Below are 21787 nucleotides of genomic sequence, written 5' to 3' on the forward strand. Positions count from 1 at the left end.
CGATTATTGACTCAGTTCACAATCGAATTGGAAAAGATCCTCAGAACAGGGTGTCGCTTCTGGGGAACAGCCCACCGTCGACGGAGTCATCCCACGCATCGTCCGCGTCCTCGGCCGAGGACTCCCCCCGCTCCCCAGCCGCCTGCCCGCCCGTCTCCGGCGCGATGAGGACCGCGAGCCTACGCGGGTCGGCCCCCGTCATCGCGTCCAGCACCCGCAGCGCCTTGCCGCGCATGGCCTCACGCAGAGCCGTGGGCATGGGCACGCTGACGACCCGCAGCACCCGGAACCCGCCGCCCGAGTCCCGCACCAGAAACCCGAGCCGGGCCCTCCCTGCCCGCGCCAGCACCAGCAGCTCGCACATCTCGTGTGGGTCCTCGACGTCGTACCGGAACCGCATGATCAGGTTCTGGGCGTGAGGGTCGTCCGGCGGGAGGCCGACGAGCATGTCGTGCGGATCGTCGAGCGTCCGGTGCCCGATCCGGACCTGCCCGTCATGCTTGAACCTCATGGCGGCGGCCGACTCGATGCCGCTTTCGGCGACATAGAGCCACCAGGGCTGGGACCCGACCGTGCCGCTCCAGCCGAACTGGGCGTCCTCCGAGTACACCTTGGCCACCATCGCCATCCACTCCGGGGCGACGGCCCGGGGGCGCTCGGCCGGCTTCAGCGGGGCGTAGTCCTCCTCGGTGAAGACCGGGGTCGGCAGCGTCCCGGACTCCGGGGCGCACCAGATGTCCGCGTACTGCCGCAGATACGCCTCGCAGCGCGCCGCATCCGCCGCACCGAGGGCGAGGTGCGCCCGCTCCAGCGGAGTCAGCCGTTCGGTGAACTCCCCGTCGAGCCATGCCAGGTACGCCTTTCCGGTGTCCTGGATGGACCGCAGGACGGCACGCAGGTCGGCAGGGAGTTCATCGCCGCCTTGCTCCAGGTTCCCTGCGGCGACCGCGGTCAGCGCGTCCGCGAGCGCCCGCTCCCGGTGGACCAGGTCGAGATGGGGTACGGCGGCGAGCTCGTCGGCCTTCTCGGAGGCGAACGCCTCGATCTCCTTGGCCAGCGACGGCCACCGGGTGACGAGCATCCGCGCGTACGCCGCTTCCTGACCCGAGGCGACGGCCTCCAGATGGTCGAATAAGCCGCGCCAGTCGCCGTCCGGCCCCTCGGCGGGCATCAGACCGCGCCGCCAGATGCCGTCGCTGTCCAGCGACCAGCGCTCCCGCAGCTCCTGATGGACGCGCGTCCAGCCCACCTCCTCGGCCCGGATCTCCGCCCAATGCGCGAGCAGCCCCTCACCGAGCGGCTCCCGCCACCACGAGCGCAGGAGCGGCACGGTCGGCTCACGCAGGGCGGTCCACAGTTCCTCGACCTCTTCCACCCGCTCGGGCGCGCGCACCCCCTTCGCTCCCGCCAGGCGCACCAGGTCACCGGTGACGAAGGCGATCTCCTGGCACTCCGTGTCCGCCTGTGCCACGCGGGCGAGTACCGTCGCGGAGACGAGATTTCGCGGCCCCAGGTCTTTCGGGACAGCGTCCGCCACGGCGGGCGACAGATCCTCCAGAAGCCATGCGAGTTCTTCCGCGATCTCGTCGAACCAGGCTCTGCGTAAGGTGCGGAACCGGGACATGTCTTCTCCCCCACTGGTGTCATCGGTCATTGGTTGCGCGCGGATCACTGCGGCACCGGCTCGACCGGCGTGCTCCCCGGCAGCCGCGCGCGTGAGTCCCTGCAACTCCCATGCGTACGCGCAGTGTTGATCGGGACGACTCGAACAGTACAAGGGCCGGAGAAAGCCATGCTGGTCACCATGGATGATCAGGCGAGAAAGTTCATGACGAGTCCGGGAGAGGACGTCGCCAGAGCAGCACGGCGAGCGGCCGTCGCCGCTTCCCGGCCGAACTGGCGACACAGGCCCCCTGGCACTCGCCCTCACGCACCGAACCCCTAAATCGATTGACTTAGTTCACACAAGAGTCCACCCTGGTGCGCGTCGCGTCGACCCCGAGGGCCCAACTCCCGGGCGCCGAGGCGGCATTGAGAGTACATCTCGACACACGATCAAGCGGAGGAAGTTGTGCCGGGCATGGGTGCGGACGAGGATCAGGCGAAGCAGTTCATGGCGGTCCCGAGGCAGGACGTCATCGCGTGGCTGGAACGGCAGGGGTGGACACGGCCGGCCGACGAGAACAGCAGCTCGGTCTGGACCGTCCGGGGCGGCGATCAGGACAAACTCTGCTACGTGTGCGACGACTTCGACGGCTACGGCCGGGATACGTACTGCGCCGAACACGAGGCCCCGGTGGCCGCCCTGGTGTACCCGGTGCGGGACCGCCGGGGCGCGGACGCCACCCTGCGCACCATCTGCGCCCAGGAGCGGATGACGGCCGATGAGCTCTTGCACGTCCTCACCCTGCGGGGCCGGCACGAGGCCCACCTGTACTTCACAGGCTCGCTGTTCCGGTTCCCGGCCGACATCGAGAACCTCTGGAGGGCGCTGGCCGACCTCACGGAGATCATGAGGGTCAGTTATGACGCCGCGGGTGCAGCAGACGCGAATGGTTCGGCGTACAGCCATGCCTCGTTGGTCGCGCCCGATCACGTGGTGTTCGGCTACGGGTACGGGGACGAGGAGGAGGACGAAGAAGAAGACCCGAAGGACCGTAACGGGGCATCGGAGCCCGAAGGGCGGTTCCGGGCTCCGGCCCGCAGGGCGGCGGAGATGCTCCGGACCACCCTGAGCCTGCTCCACCCGTCGCCACGGGCGACCTCGGTCGTCAGGCGGTACGCCACGGGCGAGCTGACGATGGTCGAGGTCGTGGGCCCAGAAGACTTCATGCCTGGGGCGGGCCCGGAACGCGAACTCTGGGACATGCTCGACAACTTCCGGCATGAGCACGCGTCATTCAAACACTGGCGGTTCGACTGGGGGCTCGACGGTCGTCAGGGCTGACCGGCAGGGCTCCGGTCAGGCCTCCGCCACCGTTCGACGATGCGTACGCGACGAGTTCGCGGGGGTAAGAGGAGGCCTGGCCGGCCTTGTCGCGGTAGTCCCCCCTGGCGTAACGGTCGTGCGTGACAGTGTCCAGGGTGGGCGGCGAGCACGGCTCAGAACTTGCCGGCCAGGTTGGACGCCGCTTCGATGCTCACCTGCAACAGGCCTTCCGCCGTGGCCAGGACCAGATCTCCGTCGACATGGGCGGCATCGTGTATGCGAAGCCCCAGGGGAATCCTCAGCGCCTCGGCTCCCGTCTCACAGTCCCAGAACCGGACGGTCCCGTCGCCATCACCCGTGGCAAGCATGGCTTCGTGGCCCGGGATCCGGCACGACTCCACGGCGGTCACACCGGGATGGGCGAACGGCTCCCCCACCGCCTGGCCGGTCATGACGTTCCACAGTCGCACGACCCCGTCCTCACCGCACGTGGCGAGGAGGGACTGCCCACCGAGTCCGACGAACGCCGACAGCGCCCGCACACCACCGGCGTGATCCGTCACCACCTCACCGGTCTTCGCACCGGTAACCGGATCCCACAACCGCACCACTCCGTCCTCACCACCCGTGGCCAGAAACGACCGCCCACCGAGTCCGACGAACGCCGACAGCGCCCGCACACCACCGGCGTGATCCGTCACCACCTCACCGGTCATCGCGCCGGTACCCGGATCCCACAACCGCACCACTCCGTCCTCACCACCCGTGGCGAAGACAAGCCCTTCATCGTCGTCCTGGACGACTCGGATCGCGGTCACCGCGAGGACGTCACCGTCGTGTTCGGTCCCTAGCTCGTCGACCTGCTCGCCCTCGGCCGGGTCGAACACGCGCAGCACCGCGTCGGCGTCCACGGCGGCGATCAGGGTCTGTTCCTCCTCGCCGCTGAAGGACGTCACCGTCCGCGTGATCGTCGCAGGTTCGTGGAAAGGCACGCCTGCCGGTCGGCCGCTGAGCGGTGCCCAGATCCGTAGGGTGTAGTCGTCGCCGCCGGTGGCCAGCAGGGGGTAAGCGCCGGACAGGGGCGGCACCGGCGACACGGCCCTGACCCAGTTCTCGTGGCCTGCCAGAGGCGCTGTCACCGGCTGGCCGCCGGCCGGATCCCACAGTCGTACGCTGTTGTCCGCGCCGGCGGTGACGAGCAGGGTCCGTGCACCGTCCTCGGCTGCCTCGACCAGGGTTCCCACCGCGAGGACCGGTTCCTCGTGGCCGGTGAGAGGCGCCATGGTCTGTCTGCCGGTGTCCGGATTCCAGATCCGTACCGTCCCGTCCTCACCTCCCGACGCCAGCAGCGTCTGTCCTCCCCGCCCCTCGAACGCCGCGACGGAGAAGACGGCTCCTTCGTGACCGGTCAGGGGATCGGTGGTTTCCTCCCCCGTGACCGGGTCCCAGAGCCGTACCGTCCCGTCGTTGCCCGCGGTGGCCAGGAGCACGTGCCTGTTCTGGTCGTCCGGGCCGGCGAACGCCACCACGGAGTAGACGTCGCCGACGTGGCCGGTCTCCACAAGCACTTCGGTCTCCTGGCGGGTGTCCGGGTCCCAGTCCGTCCCGTACTCGTCCAGGCCTCCCACCGCCAGTTCCTTGCCGGTCAGCGGCTCCCAGACGCGTAGCGTCCCGTCTCCTCCTCCCGTGGCCAGCAGCGTCTGCCCGTCGGCGTCCTCGAACGCCGCCACGGAGTGGACCCAGTCGTCGTGACCGGTCAGTGGCTCCCCCACTGTCTCTCCCCTGACGGGGTCCCAGATGCGTACCGTGCCGTCCGCGCCTCCGGTGGCCAGCAGCGTCCGCCCCCTCGGGCCCGCGAATGCCGCGATCGACTGGACGGCGCCGTCGTGCAGCGTCACCGGGTCCCCCACGGCTTCCCCCCGTGCCGGGTCCCAGATCCGCACTGTCCCGTCGTCACTGCCCGACGCCAGCAGCAGTCTCTGGGAGGCGTCCTTGAACGACACGACGGTCTGCACCGAGCCTGTGTGTCCGGTAAGACGCAAGTGCGGTGCGTGGCGCTTCAGCTGCCCCCAGCGCACGGACCAGGCCGAATCAGGGTCGGAAGACCTTCTGCCGAAGCGCTGCACGACGGTCTCCGGTGTGCAGCGAAGGCTCGCCAGCTCCCGCAGTCCTCGCCGGTCCCGGGGGTCCGCGGCGGCGAGCTGCTCCCACGCGAGCAGGACCCCCGCCACCGCCGGAGGCAACTCGAACCGCCCGAGGGCTCTGAGCATGACGCTGGCGACGACCGCCGAGGGGCTCAGCCGGTCGAGCAGTTGGGGGCGGTCAGCCAGGACCTGCCATCCGTCCGGTCCGGCGAGACCGGCATGGGTGGGCAGATGGTGCACGACATAGGGGTTGGGTCGTTGGCCCAAGACCAGGCCGTTCGGGGGTCCCGCCAGGTACCCGGTGATACGGCGATGCCGGTCGTCGTGCGCCGAAGGCGGAACCGTCCGAGTGAAGTGCTCGGAGAAGGTCCGGTGCGCCAGGCGGTACACGCTCTGGCTCGATTCCGTGTCCAGCATGAGGTACGGCGCGGCCGTGTCCCTCAGCTCCGTGATGTCGTCATCGGTGACGGCGACGTCAGGGCTGTCGGCGAGGGCCGTGGCGACGCCTGCCCACACGCCGTCGGCGATGGGCAGGCCGCGCCCTTGCGCCAGGGCGAGCGCTTCGAGCAGGAGGCGATTGCAGGGGGCCTGTTCACTCAGCCGCTCGACGGCTCGGGTGAAGAGCTGTCGGTGGTCGCAGGCGAGGAGGGGGGTCGGGTCAGCGGCCAGCTCGGGGTTGCTGATGACCTCGTGCACGGCGAGGCGACCGTAGAGGAATTCCTGGTCAAGATTGCTGAGGGCTTCCGCGGTGCTGTCGATCTGCGCAGGTTCGACGCCCAACCGGGCCCGTGCCGCGTGCAGTCGATTGCGTATGTACTGGCGCATGGCCGCGGGGTCGCGGGTGACGCTCAGTGTCTCGCGGTTGCCGTTCCGATCCGCTCCCAGTGCCTCCATGAGGTCGGCGTCCTCCGATGCCGGCAGATCGGGGCCTTCGGCCGTGGACCGGCGTGTGCCGACGACGACACGAACCCCGGGCAGGTCCGCCAGGGGGCTGAGTATCCGCTCCGCGATCAGCAGAGGCAGGTGTGCCTCGTCGAGCGCGTCGACCAGTAGCGTGAAGCGGACGCCGGCGCCGACCCTGGGGGTCTGTCCGCCGACCCCTCTGTCGACCGTGCGAAAGCAATCGACCAGCCAGGCGCACTGTTCGCCGATCGCCGCGTCGGGCGGAGTGCCGAGCCCGGCCGATTCGGCGATCCGCTGCACCACGCTCCGGGGCGTCGCCCCCGTCAGGTGAAGCACCGAATCGAAGACGTCGTAGGGAGGGACGCTGCCCTCGGGAAGAGGCACCAGCTTCTGATGCTCGATCAGGATGTCGGCGACCTTGCGCCGGGAGTGCACCACGACATGGCCCAGAAGCGCCGACTTCCCGGACCCCGCCGCTCCGGTGACGACGAGCATGCCCCGTTCCGCACTGTCGAGCCACGCGAGGATCCGGCGGCGCTCGTCCTCCCGGCCTTCGAAGTACCAGTTCTGTTCGCCGAGTTCTGCACCACTGGCCTTGGGGACGAAGTGGAGACGTTCGTCGTCCGTGAGTGTGTCGAGGACCTTCTCGATGTCGGTCACAGTGTCCAGGGAGGCCTGCATGCGGCCCGCCAGAGTGGGGAAGGTGCGGTGCAAAGCGGCACTGCCGTCGTCCAGACGCATGTGGATGGAACAGCCGTTCAGGTTCCGCTGGAGCTCCCCGACGAGTTCGTAGAAGCTGATCGTGTCCCTGGTGCGGAATGTACCGGTCAGCACGGTGGTCAGCACCCTGCGGAAGGCGCCGAGGGCGGTGCTCCCCTCCGCGGCCGTCGCGACCAGTAGGTAGTTGCGTGCCTCCCCGTCGTCCAGGGCCTTGGATTGCATCCGGTCCACGAAGTCACTGGAGGAGCACGCGTCGATGATCACGATGGCCCAGCCGGCGTCGACCTGACACTGCCGTGCCTTGAGCGACTGCAGCAGGTCCTCGGGCCCGATGCCGTTCTGAGTCAGCTCCGCGGGGCTGAGGGCGTGGGCGAGCAACGTCGTGGAGCCCCCGTTGCTCCACCCATGGCCGACCCAGTACAGAAATGTGTCACCGGTGACGTGGGGGGCCGACCACTCTTCAAGGCGTTGTCTGACAGCACCGACATCTCGCTCCTCCGCGGGGACCGGCCAGGGGTCGACGCGGGCGCCGAACGGTTCCAGCAGCGCGGCGACGGCCGCCACCTCGGGCTCCGTCTCCCGGTCGTCGTGGTGAACGTAGACACCGATGTCGACGGGAAAGAACTGCAGCGACCCCGAGGCATTCCCACCGTCCGAAACAGTCATCATCGGTCGCGTCTCAGTCGTCCTCGGGATCGACTGCCAGAACGAGCTGTGTGACGGGTGCGTTGCCTCCGGATTTGGCCTTGATCCGGTACAGACCGGGTGCGGGAAGGGTGACTTGAGCGCCGAGCTCACCGTCGTTGCGGCGGAGAGTCGCCCTCGCGATCTGCCGGTCGGTTGCCGCGTCGTGGACGGTGCACCGGGTCCCGGCGCTCGCGGGCCGTCCCGAGTCCGGCGCGGAACGCACCCGCAGCGGCCAAGGGCTGCCCGCCACAACGTAGTCGGGAACATCCAGGCCGATGAGGCCGTCTCCCAGCGCAGGACCGAGATTGTGGTCGTACTCGGTGAGCACGGCTCGCACGTACTCGATGGCGGCGCTGTCCTTGGCCAGGCCGCCGTGCTGCAAGGGGAGCCCTATGGGCTCGTTCGAGGCGAGGTGGGCCGCGTCCCGGTAGACGGTGCCGTCGCCTGCCCGGTCACGGCGGATGGGGTTGCGGTCACTGTCGCGGGCCAGTTCGCCGTCTCCGTTCCGCTCGAACGCGACGTACTGCTTGTGCACCACCCCGGCGTCGAGGCGCAGACTCTGCACCGTCGGCTGCGCGACACCGACGATCGCACGGTGTCCTGGGAGCGCGGGCGCCTGTTCACGCATGCGCAGCTGAAACAGTTGGGCTTCACGGGCGAGTTCCGCGTCGCCGCCCACGGCCACCACGTCGGCCGGACCGAGGCGGTGCACGTCCGCACCCACGTCGACGCAGCGGTAGTCCGGCAGCAGGTCGTGTACGCCGGGCAGTGTCGCCGAGAGGGCCTGCATCCGGCGTCGCAGCCGGGCGGGCAGCCGGCTGGAGCGGTCGCCGTTGAGGATGACTGCGGCCTTGACCGAGCCGAGGAACGGCGTGCCGAGGGTGACCACGGCCCTGGTCTCGGGGGCCAGGTCACTGCCCTGCGATGCGGCGTGGGCGAAGGCGGCCCGGGTGACCAGGCCGCCCATGGAATGGGCGACGAACACCAGGCGGGCCTCCCGCCCGTCCGGATGCCGGCGACGTTCCCGATCATGCTCGTCACTGGCGCGCCACTGAGCCAGATGACGGTGAGCGGCTTCCGCCAGCAGTTCTCCGTTGACGGCGACGGGCAGCCGCCAGTCGTACGGGAACTCGAGTACGGCCTTCGAGTCGGCGACCGTCCGCTCGACGGCGGCGAGCAGGGCGCTGTAGGGCTCCAGCCCTTTCAGGGACGGTGCCCAGGCGGGGAAGCGCGGAAAGCGCAGCAACTCGGTGGCTTCCACCCGGCCGTACTTACCGGCTCGCTCGTCCTCGTCCAGGTGCAGCGGATGCATACCGTCGTCGCGCAGCCAGGCGCCCAGCCACCGAGGATCACGCAGGCCCCACACCAAGCGCCCGGTGGTCGTGTCGCGCAGCGCGCTGCCCATGATTCCCGGCACCACGACCACGGCGTCATGCGTGACATCAGGTGACACGCCGGTGCGCTCGTTCCCCCCATACGTCATGCAGGAACGATATCCGGCAGACGCGTGCGGAGGACAGGAAAGCCGAGGACCACCACCGCCGACGATAGGCAGCGGCGGCGCATGGCCCAACATGGTTGTCAGAGCCAGCAGTTCCCCTTCCCATCACAGGCCGCCACGATGTCGTCAGCCATGACGGAGCGACCGGTCGACCTCGGCCCACAGCGTCTTGGTGTGGGGGTTCCGGGGTCCCGTGCCCCAGCGGTCGGCGAGGGCTTCCACGAGGAGCAGGCCGCGCCCCGACTCCTCCGCAGGTCCCGGCAGTTGGGGCACCCTCCCGGGTGCCGGAGGGAGCCTGTCCGGCCTGCTGTCGGTGACCTCGATGCGCACCGACTCCGACGTCAGCGTCAGGCGCAGCGCAAAGTCCCGTCCGGGCGTGCGGCCGTGCGTGGCGGCGTTGGCGGCGAACTCCACGACGACGGCCGCCACGGTGGACGCCGTACCGCCGTCGCGGGGGATCCCCCAGTCGTCGAGCTGCTGCACAGCGAGCAGCCGGGCGAGCCGGGCCCCTCGCCGGGTCGAGCTGAGCTGCACGCGGTACGAGGCGGCGGGGGCCTGGGTGTGGGGTGCGCATGCCGGGGTATCAATTTCTGGCTTCACACCGTAACCGTCCTGTCACGCACATACGCTGGCCAGGGCGAAGGCGCGTACCTGACCACGCTGTACGGGTCGGGTACGGATTGGTACGGGTCGCGGCCCGTGACCCGCGGCTCGGGAGCCGCGTTGGTCCGCGAAGGCACGGCGAAGCGTGGGGACGTGACGCACATGGCGAACAACAGCCACACAAGACGACGCGACCGGGACGACGACCGCCCTGCCATCTGGGTCGGCTACGGAAAGCTGGTCAAGCTCTTCCGCGAGCGGGCCAAGCTGACGCAGATGGAACTCGCCTCAGCGGTCGGCTATTCGTACGAGCAGGTGGCCTCCATCGAGCAGGGGCGACGGCCGGCGAAGGCGGAGTTCACGGAGGCGGCAGAGGAGGTGTTGGAGGCCGGTGGGGCGCTGAGGGTGTTGCAGGAGCAAGTGGACTTGGCCAAGTTGCCGTCCTTTTTTCAGGACTTCGCCCTCATCGAGACGGAGGCGGTCAGCCGGTTCGAGTGTGAACCGCTCCTGATTCCTGGGTTGTTGCAGACCGAGACATACGCGCGAGCCCTGTTCTCTCGTCATTGTCCGCAGCTGAGCGCTGAGACAATCGATCAGCACGCCGAGGCCCGCCTGAATCGGCAGAAGCTGCTGACGCGCACTCCGACGGCGGAGCTCTCCTTCATCATTGGTGAAACCGCGCTCACCAATCATGTCGGTGGGAGTGACGTCATGCGGCCGCAGCTGGACCACCTTCTACAAGCCGGGGCCATGCCGAACGTCGAGATCCAGGTCATGCCCGCGAACCAGGGCTTCTGCGCAGCGCTCAACGGTGCGTTCATCTACCTCGAAACTCTGGAGCACCGTCACTACGGCTACGTCGAGTCACAAGAGGTTGGCGTCGTGGTCAGTGAGCCGACAAAGGTGAGCGCCTTCGGCCTTCGGTATGGCAAGCTGCGCTCGCAGGCCCTGAACGTCACAGAGTCTGAGCGTCTCATCGAGCGTTTGGCGGGAGAAGCATGACGGCAGAGCTTGACGCACGCGAGCCGGTCGGGCTGAAGTGGTACAAGAGCAGCTACAGCGGCTCAGGGGGCGGGAACTGCGTCGAGGCAGCCGTCGCACCCGGCACTGTCCACGTCCGTGACTCGAAGGACCAGTCAGGTCCGATACTCAGCTTCCCTGTCACCCAGTGGACGGCGTTCACCAACTACGCGCGCGTCACTTCGATCTGAGACGGCGGCAAGTCAGAGCCAGCCAACCTCCTTGAGAGTCGGCACAATGTGTGTCACCACATAGAGCGAGACCGGCCCTGCTTCAGCCCCAGGATCAATCAGAGCACACAGCCGATGCCGCCTCCTGCCTCCCTGTTCAGGAACGGCACGGTTGATCGCTGTTTACCGAGCAAGAGGGAAAGCGGCTTGGGCATGGGCGGCACTTGCGGAGGCTTCGCGGTTACGATGTCACGTTCCCCGTTGCCACACTGCTGTCGTGAATCAAAAAATCGGGGCGCCCTTGAACCGCGAGCTTCCATTCTGCCCGATCGCCATGCGATTCCTCCTTCGATGGGGTCTCCCCATAGATTCCCGCAACTCCAGTAACACGAGCGAGAGTTAGAGACGCACCAAACCCAAATCCCATTACACACCTCCACTATCAAAGCTCACACCAGGATTCGAGACCGATCAAGAATCGGCCGACACCACGAACAAAATCCATACCGTTTGAGAACACATAATCCCTTTTCACGCCCACAGGTACTCCTCAAGTCCGAGCTGAGCCAAGGAACCGAGATCCTCGGTGCCGGGGATGTCTGTCAGCCGAACCAACAAACGGTCGTCGTCAGGCATGCAGTCGACGAAGGGAAGCGTGCGGGTGAGGACGTCACTCAGTGCGCTGCATGTTGCGGCCACATCGACGCCCGGCATGGCCACCAACAGATGGGTCTTGCCGTCTCGGGCGTCGAACTCGACGTCGATACGGCCGTCGATCGAGGCTGCGGCCTCACCGCACCAGTTCAGCACTTCCCGTACCGCGCCCAACTGCACTGGCAGAAGGTTCGGTTCCTCATCCATTAGTTCGTCGTTGAGCCGCACTGGGGTGGCCCGCGCCTGCTCCTGCCACCACCGGGCTATGACATCACGAAGGGTGCCCGTCTCCGGCTGGCTCATGGCCCGTCGTACGGCCGTCGCCGCGAACGTCGTCGCGATGGCCGAACTGTCGCCACCCGTCAGCCGTTCGGCCCGGGCGAGTGCCGAGCCGGTTCCCTTGCGCGCGTCACGCAATGCCGATCTGTAGAAACTTGCGATGCCCTCACGCGCATACTCAGGCACCGGGCCGACGAGCTGTTCGACCTCTCGTGTCCACGCGACGAAGGAGTCGATGTCCCCCGTGGTCAACAAAGCCACGCCGAGATCGCCTCTGGCTGCGGCCTTCGTACGCGTTCGGGCCTTGAGCGTAGACATGGCTCTCATCTGCGCCGTCAGCAGGAAACGTAGCACCTCGCGCTCGGAGGCGCTCCACTGGAGTTCTTCAACCGACAGGGAAGCGTCGAGGACGTCCAGGAGCTCTTGAGATGCGAGGAGCTTCGCCCGCGTCTTGTTCGAGCCGCCGTCCGCACCCCGCCAACGCAAGGTGCGGTCCCCCTGGCGCAGGATCAAGGTGCACCAGAAGCTACGTTCGTGATGTGCTCCGGTCTCGCTGTACTGCTCCTCGATGTGGACGCTGTAGGCCGAACAGAGAGCCTGAAGCTGGGTATGCGGATCTTGTGCGTTGTCGAGCGCGCCCAGCCAATGGTCCAGGACCTCCGGACGCCGCAGGAGCATGCGGGAGCCGTGCGTCCGCCAAGCCACGGCAGCCACCGCCTGTGCAGGGTTCTCGACGCTCTCAGCCGCTACCCCTGAGGTTTCTCCCCGGCCAAGCAGGTATCCCGTGCGCAGGAACAGGGCCTGTCCCAGTGCCCTGCAATCGGCGTTCGCCGGTGTGACGATCCGAGCTTCGTCATCCTCGGGGCTGAGCGTCCGGCTGAGGACAGCACGGGCTCTCGCTTCGGCCGCAAGGAAATTGAAGACGAATGAGCCATAGTTGGCCAGGAGCGCGTTGTCCCGCTGGCGGGCCGCCTCGACCTCGGCCTTGTGCTCGTAGGCGTACGAGGAGTGGGTGAGGGCTTGGGCCAGCCAGGGACGGCTTGCCGACGGAAGCTCGAACATCGTCTCGAGATCGGCCACCGCCTCGTCATGCTCCCTGTCGGCGGACCGGTAGGTGGAGGGATTCGGCTGGCGCACGGAACCCTCTGCGGAGGAGTCGCGCCACTGGGGCTCGTACATGTCGAGGAAGCTCTCCGCGGCAGCGCTCCGGGCCTTCTTCTTGGAAGCGGCCACGCCCCGTGCCCGGCGCCCACGGGCATCAACGGCCGTGGCGGTGAAGGATTGGTCGTGCTGCGGACCGTCGGCGACGTACGTCCAGCGCATCTCCTGGGCGGGAACGTACTTGTGGAGCGCAGTCATCGGGTCCAGGGCATTGACCGCAGGCGGGTCGAGGAGTGACGGGCACACGGCCCGCAGCAGCAAGCGAGCCGCGTCGAAGTGCCCGTGAAGAACCAGCACACCGATCACCTGGTACGCCACGTACTGGGAAACGGATGCGGCCTTTCCCTGTGCCTCGCCCAGTCCGAGCAGGACGGCCTTCGTCTTGGCGATCCACGAACCGAGTTCGTTCCTGACCAGGGAGCGGAGAGTGACGATGGCCTTGTTCTGAAGCCCCAGCTCATCAGGAGCGAACTTGCTCGTGTAGTCATCCGCAATCATCACGTCGGCTGCTGCTGCGCCGACCTTTCCTAGCATGGTCAGCGTCTCATCGCTCATGTCCGGGAAAAGGTGCGGGTTTTCGTAGAAGTAGCTGCTGTGGCACGAAGCGAGGGCGAGCCAGCGAGCCAACGCACTGTCCTCGCGTGCGTCGATCCCGTGCCGACGCAGTGTGTCCGCAAGCTCGGCGCTCAGCGGAATGGGCTTGCACTCCTGCGGCAGTTCACGCAGAGGGCGCCGGACGACGTCGATGCTGCGCAGGTCCCGTGGGGGACGGGCACTCGGCGCAGGTCGAGGTGCCTCACGCTGCGGCCTGCGGAGGGCGGGAGCAGTACGTCGGCGCACAGGAGCGCTTGAAGCGCGCTGGGGCGGGGGCGCACTGGTGACCGGAGCATGTTTCCTGGGCCGCAGACGCGGTCGAAGATCTTCAGACAGCCACGCCGGCAGAGCGCGCGGAGAGACCGCCCCGTCGTGGAACCACCGCACCGCATCGGTGGCCACATTCCAACGCTCCCAATCCTGGAGAAAGGCGTAGCGCCGTGCGACGCTCCGGATCTCCGAGCGTATGCGGGAATAGGGTACGTCCCGTCCGTCGAAAACATACGAACGGCGGCGGTTGGCGGCCTCGATGGCTAAAGCGATCCGGTGGACCGGCGTCACCATGGGAGCATCGCGAAGCGACACGATTCCCACCCAGCGGTTCACTTCCGTCCCCTCCCCTGCGCGTCTCTCCTCTGAGATACGAATGGTGCAGCCGTGCTGATTTCCATGGCCCCCCACAGTGCAGCGCTTCGATCACGCGGTGTCCGCGTCAGGCCGCGCCGATACGGTACGACCGGCGGTAGACACCGCTTACGGGCGTCAGTTGTCAGAAAAGAGCGTCATCGGGTGCGAACAGCCCGCCGTCATCGAATCCGGCGGAGGCCGACTTCTGCTCTGCTTTTTTTCGGCGGGCCTTCGCAGAGGGCGAAGGCATATCGGGGTACGTCTTGGGCTTCTTGTGCAGGCCGAGGAAGACCTCGTCGGCGTACGCCTGGTGGTTCAACTGGCGGAGCCGGTCAATGATTTCGATGCGGGCGAGCAGTCCGATCGTGTAGCGGGTGCCCTGGTCGGTCTCGTGGAAGCCGTGGTCGAGCGGGAAGGTTTCGTGGGTGGGATCGGCGGGCTGGGTATGGCCGGTCCCATCCAGCAGGTCATGCCAGCCGTACGCATCTACGGTGGCCCTATCGATCTCCTCGTGGATCCGGCGAAGCTCAACAATTCCTGCGTCCTGGCAGGCAGGATCATGCACTAGGTTGTACGTGTCGGTGAGGGATATATCGAGGCGAAGCATTAGATCCCGACGATATTCATCAAGGTTCTTACCCAAACCTCTGAGCTGCTGTGTCATTTCTGGCTGCACCAGCGGCCTGACAGCTGCAGTTGGAGTAAAGCGCAGATCTGACTTGATTGTTGAGCATCGGTCTGACGTCCACAAGTATTGTACTTCGCTTGACCTGAAAGCGAGCTGTGCATAGTCGTCACTCGTAAGGACTACGAGTGCGTGAGAAAACACTGCCTGTTTTTGCAACATGACAGGAATCTGCGTGGGACTGCTGAACGCAATCACGATGCACCGACTCAAGCCTGAAATCGCGGCAATCAGAGATGGCTGCCTTTCCGCATATTGCCACCATCTTGCTCGATAGACATCGCGATTGCTTTTCCTTCGCTCCGGTTCAACAAGCTGCGCGACCCGATCAAACGCCTTTCCATATTCCTTTGCCCTAGAGAGGTCCCAGTCATGGAAGTTAATGATCCACCGATCGGTCTCGTGAAGGAGCCGCTGATTTACATCTTGACCATTGAGGAAAGGAAATAGAATTTCCGAGTACTTAGAATCTTCGGCGATCCACGACTCGGCATCTGCTTTCGAGAGGGTGAAGCCCATCCCCAGCACATTAGATCCCTGGTATGAAAGACCAGCATTCCCGGCCAGCTCCTCCGCCCAGGAGGCCTGACGCGTGCCCGGCTTCAGGGATGACGAAATCCCATGAGGAGCGATGATGCCGTCCAGCACTGTAATTGCCTGATCTTCAACTGGGCCGACTGTGGCCCAAACGGCACAGTATTCCAACTGGGCAGATTTTGACGGCCAGCGCGCGCTTCTAACTGCACGTCGAATCTTCACTCCAGCATCTACGAGCTGCTCCAGTCCAACCTCTCGCGTGACAGCCTGAGCCAGTGAATTGGTGGCGATGATCCCTGCTTGCCCGCCACCATTGAGTAGTTTGTGTGCGCGCAGAGCGAAGTAGGCCACCAAATCAGCGCTACCACGCTTGCCGAGTGCAATGTGATCAACCAGGTGCTCTCTATACGCTTCGCCGAATGCTCCACGCAGTTTCTTTCCGCCCAGAAACGGTGGATTCCCCACAACGGCATCAAACCCACCCCTCTCCACAAAAACTTCCGGGAACTCCAGAGGCCAGTGCAGCGGCACCCGCTCCAAGCTCTCCTCCGGCAGCTCGCTCGCTAGCCACTCCCCAGCTTGTTGCCGAGCCTCCACCACTGCGATCGAGTCGTCCGCCACAAAGCCCCGCACGATTTCCCGCGCCACACGTGCCGCCGAGGGGAACAGGTCGCGAAGCCGTTCGCCGCCCTCCTCCTCGTACCAGGGCACCCTCCCCGAGGCGCACGTAGCAAGCGCCGCCCCCGCGATGAGGTCCCCCACCAGCCTGAGCCGAGCCGTCTTCTCCCTTACCTCCCGCAGGTGTTCGCGCTTCTGGCCCAGGGCCTCGATGCCGTCACCCTTTATCTCCGTGATGGCGTGCCTTTCGGCGATGACCGCAGCGACGAGGCTCTCCGTATCCGCGTCGGCACCGAGCAAGTCACCCTTCGCCAAGTCCAAGTGGACAGCCTTCAACTGCTCCAGCGAAGTGACCCCCAACAGCGAGTCCCCCGCCACCAGCCGGTCGTCCAGGAACGTGAACGGGCGCGTCGGGTCCATGGAGACCAGCCACAGCGAGAGCTTGGCCATCTCAACCGCCATCGGGTTGATGTCCACCCCATACAGGCAGTGCTCAATCACCTGACGCCGGGCCTCGATCACCACCGGGTCGGACTCCGCGTCCGCCGCTGTTACCCCGTCAACAGCCCTTCCCGCGCGGTACTTGACCGCCTCCTCGCGGCCTTCCCGCTCCCACGCCTCAATGAGCCGATCCGCCAAGTACCGGCAAGCAGCCACCAAAAACGCCGCCGAGCCCATCGCAATATCGGCGACCTTCAGTTCAAGGATCTGCTCGGCCGTCTTCGGCACCCATGCATCCCTGTCTGCCGTCTGGAGCGGCCCCGGCTCGTACACCAGCGGCTCCAGCGCGTGCAGCACAACTTCCTCCGCCAACCGGCGCGGCGTGTAGTGCGTGCCCGTGTTCTTCCTCAGCGAGGACTCCGTCACGAACAACGCGCCCGCCGGGATGACCACCGGCAGTTCCCGCAGATCCCGCCTGACGATGCCGAAGAACGGCAGCAGCCGTTCCGTCAGGTCCGCGTCGCGGCAGGCCGCGAGCAGCAGGCGGCGGGTCTCCAGGACGGTGGCCTCGTCCTTCGCCGGAGCGAGCAACTTCTCCAGCCTCGCCGCGCTCGCTGGTGGCTTGGGGTCCTTCCACTTCTCGTAGACCTTCTTCGCGAGGGACTTGACGTCCTTGACCGACGCCGCCAGGGACTCCAAGTCCCGCAGCGGCACCTCGTGTTCCACGCCATCCGGGCCGATGAGGCCCACCATCGTCTCGACAGCACGCCGGCCGTCGTACGAGAGCAGGCCCTCGTACACGTAGCCGATCTCTTCCACGCCCAGCGCGCGGAAGCTCAGCGTGCGGGTCTCCTTCAGCTTGCCCGTGCCGACGCGAACCTCCTGCACGGACTGGAGCATGTGCAGCACGGTGCGGTCGTCGATCGGCAGGAGCGGGGAGCTCTGCTCCAGCCAGGAGTAGGTGTCAGGGTCGAAGATCGAGCCGTCGTACGCGGGGAGTTCGAACTCCGGGTGGCTGACGCCACCGTGCACGGCGTGGAAGAGGGCGATGAGGCGGTGCCAGGCGGCGGTGGTGTGCTCCAGAGCCGGTTCGCCCTCGGCGTCGGCGCGGGACTTCAGCTCCGCGCGCAGGAAGCGGGCGGAGTAGGACCGGGCGTAGACCTCGTTGTCGGCGGGCAGCAGGCCGCGCTCCTCGGCGAAGAGGAGGAAGACGACGCGCATCATGACCGCGACCGCGCCCCGGTAGACCTCGCTCGCCCCGACGCCGCTCGCGCGCAGGCCTGGGACGCCGTGTTCCATGGCCCGGGCGTCGGCCCGTCCGATGGCGTCCACGAGCAGCTCAACCGCCTGCCGGACCTGGATGCCCAGCGCCTCGGTAACCTCGTCGCCCGCGTCGAGGCTCTTCTTCAGCAGTCCGACCAGGGTCTCGGACTCCGCGTACTCGAAGAACCGGCGGCGGCGGAGCAGGGAGACGAAGGCGCGAACGACGTTGCGTTCGGCTGCCGCGTTCCAGTCGATGGCGTCGAAGACAGCGGTGGTCGTGACGCCGCCGACAGGTGCCCAGACCAGGCACCACCAGCGGCCGTCGGTGACCAGGCCGAGGGGTACGTCGTGGTGGCGCAGCAACCGGGCGAGGCGGTCGGCGGGGCTGGCGGCCCAGTCGTCGCCCCAGTTGGGCCGGGCGGTGGGTGCGGTGCCGCTGGGGACGGTCATGCCGAGCAGGCGTACGCGCTTGGTGGCGGACTCGGTGTCCGGTTCGGCGGCGAGGTCGGTGCCGGGCTCGGTCAGGGCGAAGTCGGCGCGGACGCGGGCGCCGTGCTCCGGAACGTCGAGGGTGAGGCGGTCCAGGGCGAGGTCCTCGTCCTGGCCCTGGCGCAGAGCGAGCGCGTCGCCCCACTCCAGCAGGGAGCGCAGGATGTAGGCGGTCCACTCGTCACGGTCGGCGGTGGTGTCGGCCTGCCAGTCGGCGTGGCGGGCGCGCAGTCGGGTGCGCTGGTCCTTGTCGAGGGCGTCGAGCTGGGGCCAGGCCTGGAGCAGGACGGGCATCGTCAGGAAGGGGCCGGAGACCTCTGTGAGGTCGAGCCATTCCTGGTGCTGGCCCCGGCCGTCCATGGCCTTGGCCCTGGCGGCGGCGACTCCGCGGGAGGAGCCACGGAAGGAAGTGGCGGCAGGGCGGCTCATCGGCTGGCTTCCTTTGCGGGGATCACGAGGACGACTGCGACGGGGAAGAGGTGGGAACGCGGTTCGTGGTAGCGGGCTGCGATGGCGGCGAGTTCGCGCTCGCGTTCGGTGGCGAGGCCTTCGATGCGGGCCTGCCAGCGTTCCCGGTCCTCGCGGTACTGGCGCTGTTCGACGGTGGTGACCTCGCGGGTGCCGAAGAGGGCGATCTGCTCGTTGTCGTCGTCGCCCTCTTCTTTGAGCTTGGCGCGCAGGGTGGCTTCGAAGCGGTCCAGGGTGGCCTGGATGCGGTTCTCCTCCTCCGTGCGGCGGGCGGCCAGCGCCGATTCGAGGGAGGTGCCGCGTTCGCGGGCGCGGGCGGCGAGGGAGTCGTAGAGGGGCTTCTCCAGCCGGGGCCAGGCCTCGGTGAAGGCGTGCCGCAGGTCGGGGGCTGCCTCGGCGCCGTCGGTGAGGGCGCGGGCGAGGACGGCTCCCTGGGTGCGTACGGACTCCCAGCGGCGGAAGCGGCCGGTGTCGCCGAACCAGCCGCCCGCGTACAGGATCTCCTCGTGCAGGCGGGTGCCGTCGGCGCCGACGAGGACGTACCGGGCGTAGGCGGAGACGAGTGCGGTCTCGACGGCGGGGTCGTCGGTGACCACGGCGGTGACGCGGTGCAGGCCGACGGTGTCGGCGTTCCACACGGCGGCGGTGAGCAGGCGGGTGGAGAGGGCAACGAGCGGGTGCTTGAGGTGGGTGAGGACCACGTCGTCGCGGCCGAGGGCAGCAACCCCCGGGTCGAAGGTGACGGGGCGCTGCTCGGCGGGGCGGAGCTTGTGTGCGAGGCCGCGGGTGGCGCGTTCCCAGGTGCCGGAGAGCGGCGGGACCGTCCAGAGACCTTCCAGGTCCTCGCTGTAGTACGGGGTGAGGGGCTGCTGGTGGTCCAGGGCGAGCGCGGTGTCGACGACCCGTTTGATGTTGGAGGGGGTGAGGCCGAGGGTGTCGACGGTCTCCTGGTACTGCTCGGCGAGGCGCTTGGCCTGGGCCGTGACGTTCTGCTCGGAGGCCACGGTGCCGCCGGTGCGGCGGCCGGCGATCTGCTTCGGCTTGGCGTTGTCGATGTCGACGGGGGTGGTGTCGCCCGTCATGCGGCGCTGAACGGCGTCGGCGATGACAGCGTTGACGGAGCCCAGGTCGGCTTGGGTACGGGCGATCTTGCGGGCGATGCGGGAGAGGAACTCCAGGTCGGCCTCGTAGGAGCCGGCGGCGGCCTTCTCCCAGCCGGCGCCGATGAAGTGGGTGATCTCCGGGTCCTTCTTCTGGCCCCAGCGGTCGATACGGCCGATGCGCTGTTCGAGTTTGTTGGGGTTGAAGGGGATGTCGTAGTTGAACAGGCGGTGGCAGTGGTTCTGGAGGTCGATGCCCTCGCTGGCGGCGTCGGTGGCCAGCAGGATGCGGACCTTGCCCTCGTCGCTGGCGGGGTGGGCCTGGAAGCCGAGGCGGATCTGCTCGCGGTCGTCGGTGTTGAGGCCGCCGTGCAGGATGGCGACGCGGCCGCCGTCGGTGAGTTCCTGCTGCTGGAGCAGGTTGAACAGCCACTTCTGGGTGTCGCGGTACTCGGTGAAGACGACGACGCGTTCGTTGGTCCAGAACTGGCCGTCGGGGCGGCAGATGGCCTTCAGTTCCCGGATGAGTGCGTCGGCCTTGGAGTCGGCGGCAGCCTCGTGGGTGAGTGCCCAGCGCTCCATCTGCTGGAGCAGGGTCAGCTCCTCGCCGTCCTCCTGCGGGGTGAGGCTGGTGGAGCGGGTGAGGGCGTCGTCCTCGGCCTCCGCCAGGCCCAGGTCGTCGAGTTCGGCGACGAGTTCGGGGAAGTCCTCAAGCCACTCTGGGACTTCGGCGGCGGCCGAGCGGGAACGGGTCCGCGTGTCGTCCAGGTGGGAGAGGTAGACCTGCACGGTGTGCAGGAAGGCGGCCGGGGAGGAGAACAGCCGCTTCTTCAGCAGGAGGGTGACGAGGTCGGCGGCGCGGCGGCCGCCGCGGGCCTTCGGGGTCATCCGCCTGCGGCGCAGGTCGGAGAAGCTGCTCAGCAGGCCGTGGATCTCGCGCTCGGTGTCGGTGTACTCGACGGGGAGTTCGCGGGGGTCCTGGCGGGTGCGGAAGCGGGGGGAACCGTCGGGGTTGGTAATGGTGGACTTCAGGCGGCGGACGACGGTCTCCTTGCGGGCCTGCTCGTCGGGGTCCACGCCGCGGGCGAACTTCTGGTTGTCGATGAGCTCCAGCAGCGCGGTGTACGACTCGGGGTAGCCGTTGTGCGGGGTGGCGGAGAGGAAGAGCCGGTGCTCGAAGTGCGGGACGAGGCGCCGGATCAGCTTGGTCTGCTGGGAGTCGACGGCGTACACCTGCTTGGGCGCGGCGGGCGCCACATGGTGGGCCTCGTCGAGGACGAGCAGGTCGAAGAAGCGGCGCTCGGTCCCGTCGTCCTTCGTCTCCTGGCGGGGCGGGACGACCTCGTCGAGCAGGCGCTGCGCCTTGGTGCCGCGCAGCCACGGCAGGGAGACGATGGTGAGCGGGTGGACGCGGAACGGGTTGGCCGCGGTGCCGTGGGTGCGGCGCAGCCGGGCGCAGTGCTCGGCGTCGACGATCGTGAAGTCCAGGCCGAACTTCTCAGCGAGCTCGTCACGCCACTTCAAAGTGAGGCCCGCCGGGCAGATCACCATGACGCGGCGGGCCCGGCCGCGCAGTAGTAGCTCCTGGACGACGAGACCGGCCTCAATGGTCTTGCCGAGGCCCACGTCGTCGGCGAGTAGGAGGTTGACGCGGGGGGCGCCGACAGCACGCGAGACGGGTTCGAGCTGGTAGGGCTCGACGGCGACACCGGAGCGGAACGGCGCTTGGAGGGTCTTGACGTCGGCGGAGGCGACGGCCGACCAGCGGACGGCGTCGAGGAACGCGGCGAGGCGGGACGGCGGGTCGTACTGGCCGGTCGACGCATCGGGCAGGGAGCCGCGGTCGAGGATGCGCCTGCCGGGCTCGACCTCCCATATGACAGAGAGGGTGTCGCCGAACCGGCCGTCAGCGACGGACTGGAGGTGGACGAGCGTGGCGGCGCGACCGCTGGTGGGCGGGGCGGGCTCCACACGGGCGACGACCCAGCTCTGGCCTCGCACCTCGACGAGCTCACCGTCCCCGGGCAGTCGCTCCTGCGGAGCTGCCGCGCTCCGCTCCCGGTGAGCTGTCTGCGTCATCGGTGATCCGCCTCCCCTGTGGCCTGGCATACGGCCTGAATCCTACGCAAGACGGGGTGTCCACCCGGTCCCCGGCAGTAAGCTAACACCAGCAGCGACTCTGTGAACAGAGTTC

General features: G+C 67.6%; 10 protein-coding genes. 3 read left to right on the forward strand and 7 right to left on the reverse strand.

Going from position 1 to position 21787, the window contains the following annotated elements; translation table 11 throughout:
- Positions 1-40: 40 nt before the first annotated feature.
- Entirely contained in the window at positions 41-1624 is a 1584-nt protein-coding gene (locus ABZ656_RS04625; protein WP_360264471.1) for a hypothetical protein, read from the reverse strand.
- A 456-nt stretch (positions 1625-2080) separates the two neighbouring features.
- On the opposite strand from ABZ656_RS04625, the gene ABZ656_RS04630 reads away from it, so the two are divergent.
- Complete coding sequence (locus tag ABZ656_RS04630; RefSeq protein ID WP_360264474.1) at positions 2081-2947, forward strand: hypothetical protein; 867 nt, start codon at positions 2081-2083, stop codon at positions 2945-2947.
- Between the two features lie 155 nt (positions 2948-3102).
- Here the strand turns inward: ABZ656_RS04630 and ABZ656_RS04635 are convergent, their stop codons facing one another.
- The 3 genes from ABZ656_RS04635 to ABZ656_RS04645 form a co-directional block, all read right to left on the reverse strand.
- Complete coding sequence (locus ABZ656_RS04635; RefSeq protein ID WP_360264477.1) at positions 3103-7365, reverse strand: hypothetical protein; 4263 nt, start codon at positions 7363-7365, stop codon at positions 3103-3105.
- A gap of 10 nt (positions 7366-7375) precedes the next feature.
- Positions 7376-8866 (reverse strand): hypothetical protein, encoded by a 1491-nt coding sequence (locus ABZ656_RS04640; RefSeq protein WP_360264480.1) that lies wholly within the window; start codon positions 8864-8866, stop codon positions 7376-7378.
- Between the two features lie 144 nt (positions 8867-9010).
- Entirely contained in the window at positions 9011-9484 is a 474-nt protein-coding gene (locus tag ABZ656_RS04645; RefSeq protein ID WP_360264483.1) for an ATP-binding protein, read from the reverse strand.
- A gap of 165 nt (positions 9485-9649) precedes the next feature.
- Between ABZ656_RS04645 and ABZ656_RS04650 the strand changes: the two genes are divergently transcribed.
- Complete coding sequence (locus ABZ656_RS04650) at positions 9650-10489, forward strand: helix-turn-helix transcriptional regulator (RefSeq protein ID WP_360264486.1); 840 nt, start codon at positions 9650-9652, stop codon at positions 10487-10489.
- Positions 10486-10698 (forward strand): DUF397 domain-containing protein, encoded by a 213-nt coding sequence (locus ABZ656_RS04655; RefSeq protein WP_360264489.1) that lies wholly within the window; start codon positions 10486-10488, stop codon positions 10696-10698. The genes ABZ656_RS04650 and ABZ656_RS04655 overlap by 4 nt, the downstream gene beginning before the upstream one ends.
- A 510-nt stretch (positions 10699-11208) precedes the next feature.
- Here ABZ656_RS04655 and ABZ656_RS04660 read toward each other — a convergent pair.
- The 3 genes from ABZ656_RS04660 to drmD all read right to left on the reverse strand — a co-directional run bounded on the left by ABZ656_RS04660 (position 11209) and on the right by drmD (position 21672).
- Complete coding sequence (locus tag ABZ656_RS04660) at positions 11209-13398, reverse strand: putative dsRNA-binding protein (RefSeq protein WP_360264492.1); 2190 nt, start codon at positions 13396-13398, stop codon at positions 11209-11211.
- A gap of 736 nt (positions 13399-14134) precedes the next feature.
- A complete protein-coding gene (locus ABZ656_RS04665) occupies positions 14135-18454 on the reverse strand; it encodes a DNA methyltransferase (RefSeq protein WP_360264495.1) in 4320 nt (1439 codons plus the stop codon).
- Entirely contained in the window at positions 18451-21672 is a 3222-nt protein-coding gene (gene drmD, locus ABZ656_RS04670; protein ID WP_360264498.1) for a DISARM system SNF2-like helicase DrmD, read from the reverse strand. Before drmD ends, ABZ656_RS04665 begins: the two co-directional genes overlap by 4 nt.
- Between the last annotated feature and the right edge of the window lie 115 nt (positions 21673-21787).

Source organism: Streptomyces sp. NPDC007095 (genome assembly GCF_040634475.1).
In the GTDB taxonomy this organism is placed as follows: Bacteria; Actinomycetota; Actinomycetes; order Streptomycetales; family Streptomycetaceae; genus Streptomyces.